Origin of the sequence: Streptomyces noursei, assembly GCF_016917755.1 — a bacterium.
Taxonomy (GTDB): Bacteria; Actinomycetota; Actinomycetes; order Streptomycetales; family Streptomycetaceae; genus Streptomyces; species Streptomyces yunnanensis.
The window spans coordinates 2,627,006-2,645,856 of sequence record NZ_CP070326.1 but is presented as its reverse complement, the minus strand read 5'-3'; the positions used below and the strand labels follow the sequence as shown (position 1 = coordinate 2,645,856).

The following is an 18,851-nucleotide window of genomic DNA, read 5'->3' as shown; positions in this document are numbered from 1 at the left end:
GTGAACAATTGGGGCATAAGTGGTCAGAATCGCCCTGCTCCGAGGTCGCGGGAGACCGCACGTGCGCAATCCCTCACAGCAGCGACGATTTCCGGCCGCAGCTCGCCGTCCCGGCACACCCGCTCCACGGCCCCGGTGACCCCCACCGCGCCCACCGGCATCCGGCGCCGATCGTGGATCGGCGCGGCGATCGAGGCCACGCCCTCCCAGGTCTCCTCCACGTCCGCGGCCCAGCCGCGCGCCCGCGTGAGATCCAGCACCGCCTCGAACTCCGGCAGTCCGGTCGTGGTCCGCGGCGTGAACGCCTCCCGCGCGCACTCCACGGCCTCGCTGTGCGCCACCGGGTCGTAGGCCGAGAGCACCTTGCCCAGCGCGGTGCTGTGCAGCGGCTGCATCGCGCCGACCTCCAGCACCTGCCGGCTGTCGTCGGGCCGGAAGACGTGGTGCACGATCAGTACGCCCTGCTGGTGCAGGACGCCCAGGTAGACGCTCTCCCCGCTGGAGCGGGCCAGATCGTCGGTCCACACCAGGGCGCGGGCCCGCAACTCGTGGACGTCCAGGTAGCTGTTGCCCAGCCGTAGCAGCTCGGCGCCCAGCTGATAGCGGCCCGAGGCCGCGTCCTGCTCCACGAAGCCCTCCTGTTGGAGGGTGCGCAGGATGCCGTGGGCGGTGCCCTTGGCCAGGCCCAGGGAGGAGGAGATGTCAGAGAGACCCAGCCGCCGTTCTCCCCCGGCGAGCAGTCGCAGCATGGCGGCTGCTCGCTCCAGCGACTGGATGGTGCGTGCCATCGGGGCGACCTCCGAAGTATCTGGTTCGACAATGCTGAACGATATCGGCCCATGCCGACCATGGGGAGTGGGCCGGGCGATCAACGATCATGGATAGCGGACCGGGCAGCGGTCGGTAACCGCTGTCCACGCCGTGGAATGGAGAACACCTGTCCCGGCCCGGAAGCTACGCTGGCCGGGTGCGCCCTCTTCAGGAGGGGTGCAAAGCCGACAGCCGTCGCAACCACGGGAGCACCTCCATGGCTTCGAATACGCCCTCGTCCACCAGCTCGTCCCGCGTCACCGCGCTCCGCGAGGCCCTCGCCTCACGGGTGGTGGTCGCCGACGGCGCCATGGGAACGATGCTCCAGGCGCAGGATCCGACCCTGGAGGACTTCCAGCAGCTGGAGGGCTGCAACGAGATCCTCAACCTCACCCGCCCCGACATCGTGCGCTCGGTCCACGAGGAGTACTTCGCGGTGGGCGTGGACTGCGTGGAGACCAACACCTTCGGCGCCAACTTCGCCGCCCTGGCCGAGTACGACATTCCCGAGCGGGTCTTCGAGCTGTCCGAGGCCGGTGCGGCGATCGCCCGCGAGGTGGCGGACGAGTTCACCGCCTCGACCGGCCAGCAGCGCTACGTCCTCGGCTCCATGGGCCCGGGCACCAAGCTCCCCACCCTCGGCCACGTCGACTACCTCACCCTGCGGGACGCCTACCAGCGCAACGCCGAGGGCATGATCGCCGGCGGCGCGGACGCCCTGCTGGTGGAGACCACCCAGGACCTCCTCCAGACCAAGGCAGCCGTGCTGGGCGCCCGCCGCGCCCTGGAGGCGACCGGCACCCACCTGCCGATCATCTGCTCGGTCACCGTCGAGACCACCGGCACGATGCTGCTGGGCTCGGAGATCGGCGCCGCGCTCACCGCGCTGGAGCCCCTGGGCATCGACATGATCGGCCTGAACTGCGCCACCGGCCCGGCCGAGATGAGCGAGCACCTGCGCTACCTGGCCCGGCACTCCCGCATCCCGCTGTCCTGCATGCCCAACGCCGGCCTGCCGGTCCTGGGCAAGGACGGCGCGCACTACCCGCTGAGCGCCGTCGAGCTGGCCGACGCCCAGGAGACCTTCGTCGGCGAGTACGGGCTGTCCCTGGTGGGCGGCTGCTGCGGCACCACCCCCGAGCACCTGCGGCAGGTCGTCGAGCGGGTCCGGGGCATGGCGCCCACCGTCCGCGAACCGCGCCCCGAGCCCGGCGCGGCCTCCCTCTACCAGACCGTCCCGTTCCGCCAGGACACCTCCTACCTGGCGATCGGCGAGCGGACCAACGCCAACGGGTCGAAGAAGTTCCGCGAGGCGATGCTGGACGGCCGCTGGGACGACTGCGTGGAGATGGCCCGCGACCAGATCCGCGAGGGCGCGCACATGCTCGACCTGTGCGTGGACTACGTGGGCCGGGACGGCGTCGCCGACATGGAGGAGCTGGCCGGCCGCTTCGCCACCGCCTCCACCCTCCCGATCGTCCTGGACTCCACCGAGGTCGACGTCCTGCAAGCCGGGCTGCAGAAGCTCGGCGGCCGCGCGGTGATCAACTCCGTCAACTACGAGGACGGCGACGGCCCGGAGTCCCGCTTCGCGAAGGTGACGCGGCTGGCGGCCGAGCACGGCGCGGCGCTGATCGCACTGACCATCGACGAGGAGGGCCAGGCCCGCACCCCCGAGAAGAAGGTGGAGATCGCCGAGCGGCTGATCGACGACCTGACCGGCAACTGGGGCGTCCACGAGTCCGACATCCTCATCGACACCCTGACCTTCACCATCTGCACCGGCCAGGAGGAGTCGCGCAAGGACGGCATCGCCACCATCGAGGCGATCCGGGAGCTGAAGCGGCGCCACCCCGACGTCCAGACCACCCTCGGCCTGTCCAACATCTCCTTCGGCCTGAACCCGGCCGCCCGCATCGTCCTGAACTCCGTCTTCCTGGACGAGTGCGTCAAGGCCGGCCTGGACTCGGCGATCGTGCACGCCTCGAAGATCCTGCCGATCGCCCGCTTCGACGAGGAGCAGGTCACCACGGCGCTCGACCTGATCTACGACCGGCGACGCCCCTCGCGAGGGGACGAGCCGGCCTACGACCCGCTGCAGCGGCTGATGGCGCTCTTCGAGGGCGCCACCGCCAAGTCCCTCAAGGCCGACAAGGCCGCCGAGCTGGCCGCGCTGCCGCTGGAGGAGCGGCTCAAGCGGCGCATCATCGACGGCGAGAAGAACGGCCTGGAGGCCGACCTCGAAGCGGCCCTGGTGGACCGCCCGGCCCTCGACATCGTCAACGTGACCCTGCTGGACGGCATGAAGGTCGTCGGCGAGCTGTTCGGCTCCGGCCAGATGCAGCTGCCGTTCGTGCTCCAGTCCGCCGAGGTCATGAAGAGCGCGGTGGCCTACCTGGAGCCGCACATGGAGAAGTCCGACGACGAGGGCAAGGGCACCATCGTGCTGGCCACCGTCCGCGGCGACGTCCACGACATCGGCAAGAACCTCGTCGACATCATCCTGTCCAACAACGGCTACAACGTCGTCAACCTCGGCATCAAGCAGCCCGTCTCCGCGATCCTGGAGGCCGCCGAGGAGCACAAGGCCGACGTCATCGGGATGTCCGGGCTCCTGGTCAAGTCCACGGTGATCATGAAGGAGAACCTGGAGGAGCTCAACCAGCGCAAGATGGCGGCCGACTACCCCGTCATCCTCGGCGGCGCCGCCCTCACCCGCGCCTACGTCGAACAGGACCTCCACGAGATCTACGAGGGCGAGGTCCGCTACGCCCGCGACGCCTTCGAGGGCCTGCGGCTGATGGACGCCCTGATCGCCGTCAAGCGCGGCGTGCCGGGCGCGACCCTGCCCGAGCTCAAGCAGCGGCGGGTGCCCCAGCGCGCGACACCGGCGGCCGGCGCCGCGGGCCGGAGCACCGACCCGGAGCCCGATCAGGGCGCCGTCCGCTCGGACGTGGCCACCGACAACCCGGTGCCCACCCCGCCGTTCTGGGGCACCCGGGTCATCAAGGGCATCCAACTCGCCGACTACGCCTCCTGGCTGGACGAGGGCGCGCTCTTCAAGGGCCAGTGGGGGCTCAAGCAGGCCCGCACCGGCGAGGGCCCCACGTACGAGGAACTGGTGGAGACCGAGGGCCGGCCGCGGCTGCGCGGCTGGCTGGACAAGCTCCAGACCGAGAACCTCCTGGAGGCGGCCGTCGTCCACGGCTACTTCCCCTGCGTCTCCAAGGGCGACGACCTGATCCTGCTGGGAGAGGACGGCACCGAGCGGACCCGCTTCACCTTCCCCCGCCAGCGCCGCGGCCGCCGCCTGTGCCTGGCCGACTTCTTCCGTCCGGAGGAGTCCGGCGAGACGGATGTGGTCGGCCTGCAGGTGGTCACCGTCGGTTCGAGGATCGGCGAGGCCACGGCCGAGCTGTTCGCGGCCAACTCCTACCGTGACTACCTCGAACTGCATGGCCTGTCCGTCCAGTTGGCCGAGGCGCTGGCCGAGTACTGGCACGCCCGGGTCCGGGCCGAGCTGGGCTTCGCGGGCGAGGATCCGGCGGACGTCGAGGACATGTTCGCGCTGAAGTACCGCGGTGCGCGCTTCTCCCTCGGCTACGGCGCCTGCCCCGACCTGGAGGACCGGGCCAAGATCGCGGACCTGCTGCAGCCGGAGCGCATCGGCGTCCAGCTCTCCGAGGAGTTCCAGCTCCACCCCGAGCAGTCCACCGACGCCATCGTCATCCACCACCCGGAAGCCAAGTACTTCAATGCGCGGTGACGCACCGTAGTCGGCCGGCCCGTCGGAACGCCCGGCGCGGCGCCCGGGGAAGCGGACCTTCCGCCTTCCCCGGGCGTTCCGGCGCGCGCGGTCGTACACTGGTCGATCCGGTAGTGGCCGGTCGTTTTCCCCCAGCCGGGGGTGGCGGCCGGCCTTTTCGTCCCTCCGGGGACGTCCCAACGGAGGTGGACGGATGACCAGCAGCATCCCCGCAGTCGGCGCCTCTCCCCAAGCTCTCGGCTCCGCCCGAACCGGGGAGACCCCCATGGCCGAAGCCGTGACCCTCCAGGCCGTGTTCCTCGATCTGGACGGCACCCTCGTGGACACCGAGGGCTTCTGGTGGGAGGCCGAGGCCGAGGTCTTCGCGCGGCTCGGCCACGTCCTGGACGACAGTCACCGGGAGGTCGTGGTCGGCGGGCCGATGTCCCGCAGCGCCGGCTATCTGCTGCAGGAGACCGGCGCCGACATCGGCCTGACGGAGCTGAGCACTCTGCTCAACGAGGCGTTCGTGGCCCGGATCGGCCGCGGCGTCCCGCTGATGCCGGGCGCCCGCCGACTGCTGTGCGAGCTGGCCGCGCACCGGGTGCCGGCCGCCCTGGTCTCCGCCTCGCACCGGACCATCATCGAGCGGATGCTGGACTCCCTCGGCCCGGAGAACTTCGTCCTCGCGGTCGCCGGCGACGACCTGATGCGCACCAAGCCGCATCCGGACCCGTATCTGACCGCCGCCGCCCGGCTGGGGGTGGACCCGACCCGCTGCGCCGTCGTCGAGGACACCCTGACTGGGGTGCGGGCGGGGGAGGCGGCCGGCTGCCGGGTGGTCGCGGTGCCGTCCGTGACGCCCATCCCGCCGGCTCCCGGGCGGACCGTGGTGCGCTCCCTCGAAGAAGTCGATCTCCCTTTTCTCCAGGCGCTCATCACGGAAAGCCAAGGGAGCGTGCACTGAGCGTGCTGTGCGGAATGCCCGGGAACTCACGGCAGCGATCCGCTTATTTTCCGTGACGAATACCCGGGCGAATTCTCAGCGCTACGGGGCCGCTAGGATGCGTGACGTTTCTCACGTGCCGGGCCGTCGACAGCGGCCCCGGCAGGTGATCCAGAGGGTCCCGGTGGTGGCTTCTACGGGGGTAAGTGTCCGGATTGGTGGGGCAACGTGCGATACGTTCCGCCGTCCGGATATCGATCACGCTGTCCCCGTTATCCCACCGCCTTAACGATGTAACTTCCTTGCGTCGATGACCCGCTGGCGGTGCCTACTAATCTCGACGCGAGCAACACCTCTGCGCTGATAAGGAACCTGCCGACGATGAATCGCAAGACCTTGGTGCTGCCGGCGCTGGCTGCCGGTCTCCTCGCCCCGGCTCTCGCTGCTTGCGGCAACACCGACGGCGCGGGCTCGGACGGCTCGCCGATAGTGGTCGGCGTCGCCTCGCAGATCGAGGCCACCAAGGCGGCGCCCGCGCCGCTGGATCCGGCGCAGGCGTACGACGTCGACGCCTGGAACGTGTTGCGCAGCACCTTCCAGACGCTGATGCGGCTGCCCCGGACCGGTACCGCCGTGGTGCCCGAGGCCGCCGAGTCGTGCGGCTTCCGGGACACCCAGAACGAGCAGTACCGCTGCACCCTGCGCAGCGGGCTGAAGTTCTCCAACGGCCACGACCTGACGGCCCAGGACGTGAAGTTCTCCTTCGACCGGATGCGGGCCATCAACTACACCAACGGCCCGGTGTCGCTGCTCGACGACATCGACCGGGTCGAGACGCCCAGCGACCGCGAGGTGGTCTTCCACCTCACCAAGCCGGACGCCACCTTCCCGCAGAAGCTCGCCACCCCCGCCGCGGCCATCGTCGACAGCCAGGTGTACCCCAGGAACAGCCTCTACAAGGGCTGGGAGACGGTCGGCTCGGGCCCGTACACCGTCAAGACCGAGCACAGCGGCGACCGCCTCACCAAGGCCGTCTTCACCAAGAACCCCGAGTACAAGGGCGGGCTGACGGTGAAGAACGACAAGGTCGAGATGCGGTTCTTCGACGACTCGGCGGGCATGGCGGCGGCGCTCCGCAAGGGCGACGTCGACCTGCTGAGCCGCGGCCTGACGCCCGACGAGGTCAAGGGCCTGCAGAACTCCTCGGACAAGCACCTCACGCTCCAGGAGGTGCCCGGCCAGGAGATCCGCTACATCGCCTTCAACATCAAGGACCCGGCCGTCTCCAACAAGGCCGTCCGGCAGGCGATCGCCCAGGTCGTCAACCGCTCCCAGTTGGTGCGCGACGTCTACGCGTACACCGGTGACCCGCTCTACTCGCTCGTCCCCAGCGGCCTCACCGGGCACATCAACTCCTTCTACACCAAGTACGGCAACCCCGACGCCGCCGCCGCCCGGCAGACCCTTCAGCAGGCGAACATCACCACCCCGGTGAAGTTCACCCTGACCTACAGCAAGAACCACTACGGCCCCAACACGGCCAAGGAGTTCGCCGCCCTCCAGCAGCAGCTCAACAGCACCAAGCTGTTCGACGTCAGCATCAAGGGCATCGACCGCTGGCAGCAGTTCCGCACCGACGGGTCGAGCGGCAAGTACGCCGCGTACGGCATGGGGTGGTTCGCCGACATCCCCGACGCGGACAACTACATCGCGCCGTTCGTGGGCAAGGGGAACTTCCTCAACTCCCCCTACCGCAACGACAAGATCGAGTCGCAGCTGATCCCCACCACCCGCCAGCAGACCGACCGCAACGCCGCCGGGGCCGGCTTCAAGCAGGCCCAGGACATCCTCGCCGAGGACGTCCCGTACCTCCCGCTGTGGCAGGGCAAGCAGTATGTCGCCGCCCGTGACAACATCACCGGCGTCGAATGGGCCGTCAACTCCGCCTCGGCGCTGCAGATCTGGGAGCTGGGCCGCGGCGTCTCCAGCTGACCGCCGGCCCGCCCCGCACCGTCCACCGTCGCGGCACCCCGCCGCGACCCGATCGGCACCACCAGAACGTGAGGAACCACCGAGTGAAGCGTGACCAGTGGCTGGCCGCCCCGATCGGAGCGGGGCTGGCAACAGTCCTGCTCGCGGTCGCCGGGTGCGGCACCGACACCTCGGCGTCGTCCGGCCACGGCGAGCCCGTCGTCATGGGCACGACCGGCAAGGTCGTGGCCACCGACCCAGCCTCGGGTTATGACCCCGACTCCTGGCTGCTGTTCAACAACGTCTTCCAGTCGCTGCTCAGCTTCCCCAAGGGCCAGACGACGCCGGAACCGGAGGCCGCCGAGAGCTGCGGCTTCACCGGCTCCGACAGCAAGGTCTACCGTTGCACCCTCAAGGACGGTCTGACCTTCAGCAACGGTGACCAGCTCACCTCGCAGGACGTCAAGTTCTCCTTCGACCGCATCCAGCGCATCAAGGACGACAAGGGTCCCGCAGTGATGTTCTCCGCCCTGGAGAGCGTCGAGACGCCGGACGCCAAGACGGTGGTCTTCCACCTCAAGTCGCCCGATGCCACCTTCCCCATGAAGATCGCCTCGGGCGCCGGCTCCATCGTCGACCACACCGCCTACCCCGCCGACCGGCTGCGCACCGACGGCAAGGCCGTCGGCTCGGGCGTCTACACCCTCGACTCCTACGGCCCCGAGCAGGCCAAGTTCTCGGTCAACTCGTCCTACAAGGGCCCCGCCAAGGCCAAGAACTCCGGGATGACCCTGAAGTTCTACGCCAACCGCGACCAGCTCAAGAAGGCCGTCCAGAGCGGCGGCATCGACCTGGCCTACCGCGGCCTGGCCATGAAGGACATCGCCGCGCTGGACCAGGCGTCCCTGCACCAGCAGCACGGCACCCAGGTCGTCGAGGGCGGCAGCGCCGAGGTCATGCACCTGGTCTTCAACCTCAAGGACCCGGTCGCCGGCAAGCTCGGCGTCCGCAAGGCCATCGCCTACCTCCTGGACCGCTCCACCCTCGTCCGGGACGTCTACCAGCGCACCGCCGAACCGCTGTACTCGGTCGTCCCGGCCGGCATCACCGGCCACAACACCGCCTTCTTCAACACCTACGGCGACCGCCCGCAGCCCGACAAGGCCGCCGCCGCACTGCGCGACGCAGGCGTCCAGGGCAAGGTCCCGCTGACCCTGTGGGCCACCCCGGACCGGTACGGCCCCGGCACCGTCGCCGCCGTCCAGGAGATCGCCGAACAGCTCAACGCCAGCGGCCTGTTCGAGGCCAAGGTGCACAGCGTGCCCACCCAGGAGTACGACCAGGGCATGGCCGGCGGCAAGTTCGGCATCTACGTCAAGGGCTGGATCCCCGACTACCCGGACCCGGACAACTTCACCCAGCCGTTCTTCGGCAAGGACAGCGTGCTGGCCAACCACTACAGCTCGCCCGACATCACCGGCCGGCTGCTGCCCGAGACGGCCGACCAGCCCAACCGCGGCGCCACCAAGGCCGCCTTCCGCGAGCTCCAGGACATCATCGCCAAGGACCTGCCGGTCATACCGATCTGGCAGGGCAAGCAGTACGCGGTGGCCCGTCAGGGAGTCTCCGGCCTGGAATGGACCCTGGACTCCTCGACCGTCTTCCGCTTCTGGGAGATCAGCAAGTCGACCGACACCTGAGCCGGCCCGGCGGCACGCCGGAGCAGCACGGCGGCGGGGCCGGTCCGGGACATCCCGGGCCGGCCCCGCCGCCGTGGGTGACGCCTCCGCCCGCGCCGGGGCCCTACTGGGCGCCGGGCCGCACCAGCCCGCTCTCGTAGGCGTACACCGCCGCCTGCACCCGGTCCCGCAGCCCCAGCTTCGTCAGCACATGGCCGACGTGGGTCTTGACCGTCGTCTCGCTGACGAACAGATCCGCCGCGATCTCCGCGTTCGACAGGCCGCGGGCCACCAGCTTCAGCACCTCCACCTCCCGCTCGGTGAGCGTGTGGAGGGTGTTCGGCACCGGCTCCTCGCCCGACGGCAGATGCCCGGCGTACTTGTCCAGCAGGCGCCGGGTGATGCTGGGCGCGAGCATCGCCTCGCCCGCCGCCACCACCCGGATCGCCTGCACCAGCTCATGCGCCGGGGCGTCCTTGAGCAGGAAGCCGCTGGCCCCGGCCCGCAGCGCCTCGACGACGTACTCGTCCAGGTCGAACGTGGTCAGCACCAGCACCTTCGCCGGGCCGTCCTTGGCCGGGCCGGTGATCTGCCGGGTCGCCTCGACCCCGTCCATCCGCGGCATCCGGATGTCCATCAGCACCACATCGGGCTGCAGCGCCCGCACCTGTTCCAGTGCCTGGAGTCCGTCGCCCGCCTCACCGACGACCGCCAGATCCTGCTCGGCCTCCAGAATCATCCGGAAACCCGTACGCAGCAGGGGCTGGTCGTCGACCAGCAGGACGCGGATTGCCACTAGCTCTCCTTCGACGGGGGAGGGATCTACTCGATCCGCTCCATTCTGCCCTGCGGCCCGGCCCCGCCGTCCGCCGGGCGCACCGACCGCCTCTCCCGGGGCACCGCCCCGGGCGCTCCGACCGGCTAGTCCGCCGTTGCCCGCACGGGCAACGGATACACCGGGGGAGTGCCGCCGAACTCCGGGCAGTGCGCCTGGTGGTCGCACCAGCCGCACAGCTTCGTCGGCCGCGGACGCCACTCGCCGGTCTCCGTCGCCTGCCGGATCGCCTCCCACAGCGCCAGCAACTTCCGCTCCACGCCCCGCAGATCGCGCTCGTCCGGGTCGTACGTCAGCACCTCGCCGTTGCCCAGATACACCAGTTGCAGCCGGCGCGGCACCACGCCCCGCAACCGCCACACCACCAGCGCGTAGAACTTCATCTGGAACAGCGCGCCCTCCGCGAACTGCGGCCGCGGCGCCTTGCCGGTCTTGTAGTCGACCAGCCGCACCTCGCCCGTCGGCGCCACATCGACCCGGTCGATGAACCCCCGCAGCCGCAGCCCGGACTCCAGCACCGTCTCGACGTACAGCTCGCGGTCGGCCGGCTCCAGCCGCGTCGGATCCTCCAGCGTGAACCAGCGGTCCACCAGCGCCTCGGCCTCCGCCAGCCACTGCCCCAACCGCTCCCCGTCCGCGTCGTCCGCGAACAGCTCGGCCAGCTCGGGGCGCTTGGCCAGCAGTTTCTCCCACTCGACCGGCACCAGCGCGCGGGCCCCGACGGCCGTGCGCTGCGCCGCGGGGGCGTCGAAGAGCCGCTCCAGCACCGCGTGCACCACCGTGCCCCGGGTCGCCGCCGGGCTCGGCTTCTCCGGCAACTTGTCGATCACGCGGAAGCGGTAGAGCAGCGGGCACTGCATGAAGTCGCTCGCCCGCGACGGCGACAGCGCCACCGGCGGCTGCGCCCCGCCCCGCGCCGGCACCGCACCCTGCGCCGGCACCGCGGCCGCCGCCGACTCCGGACCACCGCCCGGCGCCTCCGCCTCGGTCTTCTCCGTGCTCCATCCCATGCACCGAACCCTACGGCCCGCCACTGACAATCGCCGACGCGTCACCGACGGTGAGACCGCTGCCCGACCCCGCGGCCGAGTGCGGCCGGAAGCTCCGCATACCATCGACGTCGGGCACCTTTGCCCTGCATGATCGAGTTGTTCAGACAGTGCAGGTGCCGTAGCCGTATTCGACGAGGGGACGCCGTGGACGAGAGCGGGAAGCCGCAGGACCCCCAGGAGTCCGGGCCGGACCGGCCGCCCCAGCCGACCGAACACGCCCCCGACGGACCCCAGCCGCCGTCCCCGGGCACCCCAGGCACTCCAGGGGGAGAGGCCCGGGCGCACGCCGAGCCGAAGGCCCCCGGCGGCGGCATCCTCATGGGCCGCCCCTTCGGCGTGCCCGTCTACGTCGCGCCCAGCTGGTTCCTGGTCGCCGCCCTGATCACCTGGGTGTTCGGCGGCCAGTTGGAGCGGGTCCTGCCCGAGCTGGGCGCCGCCCGCTACCTGGTCTCCCTGTTCTTCGCGGTCGCCTTCTACGCCTCGGTGCTCGTCCACGAACTCGCGCACACCGTCGCGGCGATCCGCTTCAAGCTCCCCGTCCGCCGGATCCAGCTCCAGTTCTTCGGCGGCGTCTCGGAGATAGAGAAGGAGACCGAGACCCCCGGGCGGGAGTTCGTCCTGGCCTTCGTCGGCCCGCTCCTCTCCCTGGTCCTCGCCGGCGTCTTCTACGTGGGCATGCAGCTGGTCGAACCGGGCACCGTCCCCGGCGTGCTGCTCGCCGGCCTGATGATCTCCAACCTCATCGTCGCCGTCTTCAACCTGCTCCCCGGCCTCCCGCTGGACGGCGGCCGGATGCTGCGCGCCGTCGTCTGGAAGCTCACCGGCAGGCCGATGAGCGGCACCGTCGCCGCCGCCTGGGTCGGCAGGGCGCTCGCCGTCACCGTTCTCATCGGCCTGCCGCTGCTCACCCACACCGGCGCCCTCGGCAGGGCCCCCGAGGAGATCGGCGGCGCCGACTCGCTCACCGACGCCCTGCTCGCCGCGATCCTCGCCGCGATCATCTGGACCGGCGCCGGCAACAGCCTCCGCATGGCCCGCCTGCGCGAACGCCTCCCCGACCTCACCGCCCGTACGCTCACCCGGCGCGCCATCCCCGTCGAGACCGACACCCCGCTGTCCGAGGCGCTGCGCCGCGCCGACGACGCCGGCGCCCGTGCCCTGGTCGTCGTCGACCGGCAGGGATCCCCCACCGCCCTGGTCCGCGAGGCCGCCATCATCGGTATCCCCGAGCACCGCCGCCCCTGGGTCACGGTCGGCACCCTCGCCCAGGACCTCAAGGACGGCATGCGGGTCGGCGCCGAACTCGCCGGCGAGGACCTCCTGGACCACCTGCGCGCCACCCCCGCCACGGAATACCTCGTCGTCGAGCACTCCGGCGAGATCTACGGCGTCCTGTCCACCACCGACGTGGAACGCGCCTTCGTGGCCGCAATGGCCCGTACGCCCTGACCGATCGCCCCAGAACAACGGTCCGGAACCCCCGCCCCGGAACCCCCGCCCCGGAAAACCGGTCCGGAACCCGCGACCCGGTGCACCCGGCCGCCTCTCCGACGCCGTGCCCGGGCGCTCGCCCCGCGGGCACCCGGGCCGGGCGGGCATGACCGGGCCCGCCCCTGGGCAGCCCCCAGCCGGGGGGGCCGGCCCCGTTCGACGAGCCCTGGGGAGAGGCCGGTCCGGCGCCCGCGGTACGGGGGACGCCAAACGGCCGGTAGGCTGGTCACATGTCCGAACCGACCGGTGCCGCCCGCCGTCGCGGGCCCTTCAAGGTCGGGGACCAGGTCCAGCTCACCGACCCCAAGGGACGCCACTACACCTTCACGCTCGAAGAGGGCAAGAGCTTCCACACCCACAAGGGAGCCTTCCCCCACGACGAGCTGATCGGCGCGCCCGAGGGCAGTGTTGTCCGTACCACCGGAAACGTCGCTTACCTCGCGCTGCGTCCCCTGCTCCCCGACTACGTCCTGTCCATGCCCCGCGGTGCCGCCGTGGTCTACCCCAAGGACGCGGGGCAGATCCTGGCGATGGCCGACATCTTCCCCGGCGCCCGCGTCGTCGAGGCGGGGGTGGGATCCGGCTCGCTCAGCAGCTTCCTGCTGCGCGCCATCGGCGACGACGGCATGCTGCACTCCTACGAGCGCCGCGCCGACTTCGCCGAGATCGCCACCCAGAACGTGGAGCGCTACTTCGGCGGTCCGCACCCCGCCTGGACGCTCACCGTCGGCGACCTCCAGGACAACCTCTCCGACACCGACGTCGACCGGGTCATCCTGGACATGCTGGCCCCCTGGGAGTGCCTGGAGGCCGTCTCCAAGGCCCTGGTGCCCGGCGGCATCCTCTGTGCCTACGTGGCGACGACGACGCAGCTGGCCCGCACCGTGGAGGCGATCCGCGAACACGGCACCTTCAACGAGCCGTCGGCCTGGGAAACCATGGTCCGCACCTGGCACGTCGAGGGCCTGGCCGTCCGCCCCGACCACCGCATGATCGGCCACACCGGCTTCCTGCTGACCGCCCGCCGGCTGGCGGACGGCGTCGAGCCCCCGCTGCGCCGCCGCCGGCCCGCGAAGGGCGCTTACGGCGAGGACTACACCGGTCCGGGCGGGCGGGAACAGGCAGCGTCGGGCGGGCGGGAGAAGAGCGCCCCCGGCAAGCCCGACGGCGCCGCCGCGGCCGACCTCACCGCCGACCTCGCGGACGGGTCGCCCGAGCGCGGCTGACGCGGCCGACAGGCCACCGAACCGACCGGCGCCGCCGACGAGTTCCCCCGAGCGGGAACCGTCGGCGGCGCCGCTTCGTTCCCCTCACGAACCGGTGCGGAAATCGTGGAAAACTCCGCCCCCGCCGGTTCCTTGCCGCCGCCCGCTGTGGAACGATGCTGGGCACTCCCACCGCCACAGCACCTCACAGGAGTTACCCCGCGTGCAGCCCTTGGCAGGCCAGGACCTGTTGCACACCCAGCCCCACCCCATGCACTGGCTCGCCACCGCCACCGCCATCTCGGCCGTGATCGCGGTCTCGTCCCTCGTCCAACCCCCCAGTGCCACCGCCACCGCCGCCAGTGCGTCGTCCGTCAAGGACGCCCCGGTCGCCGCGGCGGCACCCGACCCGGGCCGGGTGACCTTCCCCGTCAACTGCGGACCCAACCGCCTCGACGTGGTCCGCAAGGTCTCCGGGGACCTCGACGGCGCGGGCGGCATCCAGACCGTCGCCGTGGTCCGCTGCCACAGCGGGGCCGGCACCCCGCCCAGCGGCGTCTACGTCCTCGCCCAGCCCTCCGACCCCAAGGCCGCTCCGCGCATCGTGGCGACGCTCCTGGCGCCCGCCCAGCGGCTCTCCGTCCAGGACATCGACCTGGAGGGCCGCGTCGTCTCCGCGACCGTCCAGGGCTATTCCTCACCCGACGTGCCGCGCTACATGCCGGACGTGCACAAGACCGTCAAGTGGCAATGGCAAGGCGGGAAGTTCGTCCAGAGTGAACTCCCCGCCGATACGGCAACCGAGGGTGCCTGATTCCTCACACGGCGTGCGGGCGTCCCGTGTTCCGCTACGCCGTGCCTACGTCGTCTCTACGCCGCGTCCGCGCCGCGTCTACTCCGCGTCGGTGCGGCCGGTCACTCCGCGTCCGGCCCGTAGACCTCGACGAGATCCGCGACCCGGCGCACGTGGATGCAGTCGCCGGGGCACTCCTTGGCCGAGTCCCGCACGTCATTGAGCAGCGGCAACGGCACGCGCGTTGTGGCGCCCTTCTCCTGCAGGAGCTCGTCGTCGGGGCTCTTGACATACGCCAGGCCGTCGATGTCCAGCTCGAAGACCTCCGGCGCGTACTGCGCGCAGATCCCGTCCCCGGTGCACAGGTCCTGGTCGATCCAGACTTCCAGCTCCGGTGCTTCGTCCTGCGCGGTCATCTCGCCTGCCGTTCTTGCGTACGTGAACCGTTTTTGCCTAAGTGGCGCCAGCCCTGACGGGTGTTGACCGACTCGACGATACAACCGCTCGCTTTCCGATGTTGTTGGGTGGGTATTCCCCTGGCGTGAGGACGTGCGCAAGGGTGAAGATCGGACACACCCCGACAGTCTTTTCGATCTAGGGGTTTCAACCTGCACCGGCCCAGGTAGGGTCTGGAAGCGTCCAGCTCCTTGGAGGAGGTGAGGACCGTGGCAGCCCACGACGACGACATCAACCGCGGCATCCGGCCGGGGCGCGGGTCTGAAGATCCAGCCGGTCAGGTTGCCTATCTTGAGCAGGAGATCGCCGTCCTGCGACGCAAGCTCGCCGACTCTCCGCGGCACACGAGGATTCTCGAAGAGCGGATCGTCGAGCTGCAGACCAACCTGGCCGGCGTTTCCGCTCAGAATGAACGCCTCGCCAATACGCTCCGCGAGGCCCGCGACCAGATCGTCGCCCTCAAGGAAGAGGTCGACCGGCTCGCGCAGCCGCCGGCCGGTTTCGGCGTCTTCCTGCAGGCGAACGAGGACGGCACCGTCGACATCTTCACCGGGGGCCGCAAGCTCCGGGTGAACGTCAGCCCCAGCGTCGAGGCCGAGGACCTCCGGCGCGGCCAAGAGGTGATGCTCAACGAAGCACTCAACGTGGTCGAGGCCATGGAGTTCGAGAGTGCCGGCGACATCGTCACCCTCAAGGAAGTCCTGGAGGACGGCGAGCGCGCGCTGGTCATCGGGCACACCGACGAGGAGCGGGTGGTGCGGCTCGCCGAGCCGCTGCTGGACATCACCATCCGCCCCGGCGACGCCCTGCTGCTCGACTCCCGCTCCGGCTACGTCTACGAGGTCATCCCCAAGAGCGAGGTCGAGGAACTGGTCCTCGAAGAGGTCCCGGACATCGACTACACCAAGATCGGCGGTCTGAGCGGTCAGATCGAGCTGATCCGGGACGCGGTCGAGCTCCCCTACCTCTACCCGGACCTCTTCAAGGAGCACGAACTCCGCCCGCCCAAGGGCGTCTTGCTCTACGGCCCGCCCGGCTGTGGCAAGACCCTCATCGCCAAGGCAGTCGCCAACTCCCTTGCCAAGAAGGTCGCCGAGGTGACCGGGCAGCCCGCCGGGAAGAGCTTCTTCCTGAACATCAAGGGCCCCGAGCTGCTCAACAAGTACGTCGGCGAGACCGAGCGGCACATCCGCCTGGTCTTCCAACGGGCCAGGGAGAAGGCCAGCGAGGGCACGCCCGTCATCGTCTTCTTCGACGAGATGGACTCCCTCTTCCGGACCCGTGGCTCCGGAGTCAGCTCGGACGTGGAGAACACCATCGTCCCGCAGCTGCTCTCCGAGATCGACGGCGTCGAGGGCCTGGAGAACGTGATCGTGATCGGCGCCTCGAACCGCGAGGACATGATCGACCCCGCGATCCTGCGCCCCGGTCGCCTCGACGTGAAGATCAAGATCGAGCGTCCGGACGCGGAGGCCGCCAAGGACATCTTCTCGAAGTACCTCACGGAAAATCTCCCGCTGCATGCCGACGATCTCGCCGAGCACGGAAATTCCCGCAAGGCGGCGGTCAGCGGAATGATCCAGTCGGTCGTCGAGCAGATGTACGCGGAATCCGAGGAAAACCGTTTCCTGGAGGTCACCTATGCCAATGGTGACAAGGAAGTCCTCTACTTCAAGGACTTCAACTCCGGCGCGATGATCGAAAACATCGTGGGTCGTGCCAAGAAGATGGCCATCAAGGCTTTCCTGGAGCACAACCAGAAAGGTCTGCGGGTCTCCCATCTCCTCCAGGCATGCGTGGACGAGTTCAAGGAGAACGAGGACCTGCCCAACACCACCAACCCGGACGACTGGGCTCGGATCTCCGGAAAGAAGGGTGAGCGGATCGTCTACATCCGCACCCTGGTCACCGGAAAGCAGGGCGCGGACACTGGTCGCTCCATCGACACGGTGGCGAATACCGGCCAATACCTGTAACACCGCTCGCCGGCTGCGGATGTCCTGCACGGGGCGTCCGCAGCCGGACGCATTTCCGGGGGCGGCGGATCGCCCCGGCGAGCCGGCGACGGATCAGGGAAAACCGGACTGGAGCAATGACTGTAATGATCTCCCCAGCGCCGCAAAGGCGTTCTAGGCTCTTCGGTACCGCTGCGTCTCGCTGTGCGGGCGCGGGGAACGGACACGGACCGGAAGCGCAGCGGTTTTCGAGCGCCTGCCCCATCCGGGGGCGCCGCCGGGCAAGGAGGGCCGCATGACCGTACGGCGAGTAATGGGCATCGAGACGGAGTACGGGATCTCCGTCCCCGGCCACCCGAACGCCAATGCCATGCTCACCTCGTCCCAGGTCGTCAACGCCTACGCGGCGGCGATGCACCGGGCACGACGTGCCCGCTGGGACTTCGAGGAGGAGAACCCGCTGCGGGACGCCCGCGGCTTCGACCTCGCCCGCGAGGCCGCCGACTCCAGCCAGCTGACGGACGAGGACATCGGCCTGGCCAATGTCATCCTCACCAACGGGGCCAGGCTCTACGTCGACCACGCACACCCCGAGTACAGCGCGCCCGAGGTCACCAACCCGCGGGACGCGGTCCTGTGGGACAAGGCCGGCGAGCGGATCATGGCCGAGGCCGCCGAGCGTGCCGCCCAGGTCCCCGGCGCCCAGCCCATCCACCTCTACAAGAACAACACCGACAACAAGGGCGCCTCCTACGGGACGCACGAGAACTACCTGATGAAACGGGAGACCCCGTTCTCGGACATCGTGCGCCACCTGACGCCGTTCTTCGTCTCCCGGCAGGTGGTCACCGGCGCCGGACGCGTCGGCATCGGCCAGGACGGCCACGAGCACGGCTTCCAGCTCAGCCAGCGCGCCGACTACTTCGAGGTGGAGGTGGGCCTGGAGACGACCCTCAAGCGGCCCATCATCAACACCCGCGACGAGCCGCACGCGGACGCCGAGAAGTACCGCCGGCTGCACGTGATCATCGGCGACGCCAACCTCTCCGAGATCTCGACGTACCTGAAGCTGGGCACCACCGCGCTGGTGCTGTCCATGATCGAGGACGGCTTCATCGCCGTCGATCTCGCCGTCGACCAGCCGGTACGCACCCTCCACCATGTCTCGCACGACCCGTCGCTGCGCCATCTGATCACCCTCCGCAGCGGGCGCACGCTGACCGCGGTGCAGCTCCAGATGGAGTACTTCGAGCTGGCCCGCAAGTACGTCGAGGACCGCTACGGCGCGGACGCCGACGAGCAGACCCGGGACGTGCTCTCCCGTTGGGAGGACGTGCTGGGACGGCTGGAGAACGACCCGATGAGCCTGTCGGGCGAGCTGGACTGGGTCGCCAAGCGGGAGCTGATGGAGGGCTACCGCCGTCGTGACGGCCTGGACTGGGACGCCGCGCGGCTGCACCTCATCGACCTCCAGTACGCCGACGTGCGCCCCGAGAAGGGCCTGTACAACCGTCTGGTGGCCCGCGGCAGGATGAAGCGGCTGCTGGACGAGCCGGCGGTCGAGCAGGCCGAGCTGAAGCCCCCGGAGGACACCAGGGCCTACTTCCGTGGCCGCTGCCTGGAGCAGTACGCGGACGACGTGGCCGCCGCCTCCTGGGATTCGGTCATCTTCGACCTGCCCGGCCGTGACTCTCTGCAACGGGTGCCCACGCTGGAGCCGCTGCGCGGGACCCGTAAGCACGTGAAGGAGCTGCTGGATCGCTGCCGGACGGCAGAAGAGCTGGTCAGGACGTTGTCCGGGCGCTGAAGCGGGGCAGGTTCATGGCAAATGCACCATGATCCACGACCGATCCGTGGCTGAAACGACCGCGGTGCGGGAATCATCGAGGTGACTCCCGGGCGTTGCAGCAAGT

Annotated in this window: 13 protein-coding genes; 9 read left to right on the top strand and 4 right to left on the bottom strand. The window is 69.9% G+C overall.

From position 1 onward, the window contains the following. Positions 1 to 23: 23 nt before the first annotated feature. Complete coding sequence (locus tag JNO44_RS11700; RefSeq protein WP_205363664.1) at positions 24 to 788, bottom strand: IclR family transcriptional regulator; 765 nt, start codon at positions 786 to 788, stop codon at positions 24 to 26. A gap of 239 nt (positions 789 to 1,027) precedes the next feature. Between JNO44_RS11700 and metH the strand changes: the two genes are divergently transcribed. From metH to JNO44_RS11680, 4 genes are all read left to right on the top strand, one after another. Beyond that, positions 1,028 to 4,576 (top strand): methionine synthase, encoded by a 3,549-nt coding sequence (gene metH / locus JNO44_RS11695; protein WP_205363662.1) that lies wholly within the window; start codon positions 1,028 to 1,030, stop codon positions 4,574 to 4,576. A gap of 193 nt (positions 4,577 to 4,769) precedes the next feature. Then, the gene (locus JNO44_RS11690; RefSeq protein WP_420882635.1) at positions 4,770 to 5,522 is read left to right on the top strand and encodes an HAD family hydrolase; all 753 of its coding nucleotides are present in this window, start codon (positions 4,770 to 4,772) and stop codon (positions 5,520 to 5,522) included. Between the two features lie 360 nt (positions 5,523 to 5,882). Continuing rightward, positions 5,883 to 7,493, top strand: coding sequence for an ABC transporter substrate-binding protein (locus JNO44_RS11685; protein ID WP_205363660.1), 1,611 nt, complete (start codon positions 5,883 to 5,885; stop codon positions 7,491 to 7,493). An 83-nt stretch (positions 7,494 to 7,576) separates the two neighbouring features. Then, on the top strand, positions 7,577 to 9,172 hold the full coding sequence (locus JNO44_RS11680) for an ABC transporter substrate-binding protein (protein WP_205363658.1): 1,596 nt from the start codon (positions 7,577 to 7,579) through the stop codon (positions 9,170 to 9,172). Between the two features lie 103 nt (positions 9,173 to 9,275). Here the strand turns inward: JNO44_RS11680 and JNO44_RS11675 are convergent, their stop codons facing one another. Both JNO44_RS11675 and JNO44_RS11670 read right to left on the bottom strand, forming a co-directional pair. After that, on the bottom strand, positions 9,276 to 9,947 hold the full coding sequence (locus tag JNO44_RS11675; protein WP_067353535.1) for a response regulator: 672 nt from the start codon (positions 9,945 to 9,947) through the stop codon (positions 9,276 to 9,278). 125 nt (positions 9,948 to 10,072) lie between these two features. Then, positions 10,073 to 10,996 (bottom strand): RecB family exonuclease, encoded by a 924-nt coding sequence (locus tag JNO44_RS11670; protein WP_205363655.1) that lies wholly within the window; start codon positions 10,994 to 10,996, stop codon positions 10,073 to 10,075. Positions 10,997 to 11,182: 186 nt separating this feature from the next. Between JNO44_RS11670 and JNO44_RS11665 the strand changes: the two genes are divergently transcribed. The 3 genes from JNO44_RS11665 to JNO44_RS11655 all read left to right on the top strand — a co-directional run bounded on the left by JNO44_RS11665 (position 11,183) and on the right by JNO44_RS11655 (position 14,548). Further along, entirely contained in the window at positions 11,183 to 12,487 is a 1,305-nt protein-coding gene (locus JNO44_RS11665) for a site-2 protease family protein (RefSeq protein ID WP_205363654.1), read from the top strand. A 272-nt stretch (positions 12,488 to 12,759) separates the two neighbouring features. Further along, a complete protein-coding gene (locus JNO44_RS11660) occupies positions 12,760 to 13,755 on the top strand; it encodes a tRNA (adenine-N1)-methyltransferase (RefSeq protein WP_205363653.1) in 996 nt (331 codons plus the stop codon). Positions 13,756 to 13,957: 202 nt separating this feature from the next. Further along, positions 13,958 to 14,548, top strand: coding sequence for a hypothetical protein (locus tag JNO44_RS11655; RefSeq protein ID WP_102923716.1), 591 nt, complete (start codon positions 13,958 to 13,960; stop codon positions 14,546 to 14,548). Between the two features lie 101 nt (positions 14,549 to 14,649). Here JNO44_RS11655 and JNO44_RS11650 read toward each other — a convergent pair whose 3' ends face one another. Next, positions 14,650 to 14,943: a ferredoxin gene (locus tag JNO44_RS11650; protein ID WP_039637869.1), complete on the bottom strand. Its 294-nt coding sequence runs from the start codon at positions 14,941 to 14,943 to the stop codon at positions 14,650 to 14,652. A 249-nt stretch (positions 14,944 to 15,192) separates the two neighbouring features. On the opposite strand from JNO44_RS11650, the gene arc reads away from it, so the two are divergent. Both arc and dop read left to right on the top strand, forming a co-directional pair. Then, positions 15,193 to 16,959: a proteasome ATPase gene (gene arc, locus JNO44_RS11645; RefSeq protein ID WP_039637870.1), complete on the top strand. Its 1,767-nt coding sequence runs from the start codon at positions 15,193 to 15,195 to the stop codon at positions 16,957 to 16,959. 274 nt (positions 16,960 to 17,233) lie between these two features. Continuing rightward, positions 17,234 to 18,745: a depupylase/deamidase Dop gene (dop, locus tag JNO44_RS11640; protein ID WP_338057242.1), complete on the top strand. Its 1,512-nt coding sequence runs from the start codon at positions 17,234 to 17,236 to the stop codon at positions 18,743 to 18,745. Positions 18,746 to 18,851: the final 106 nt, after the last annotated feature.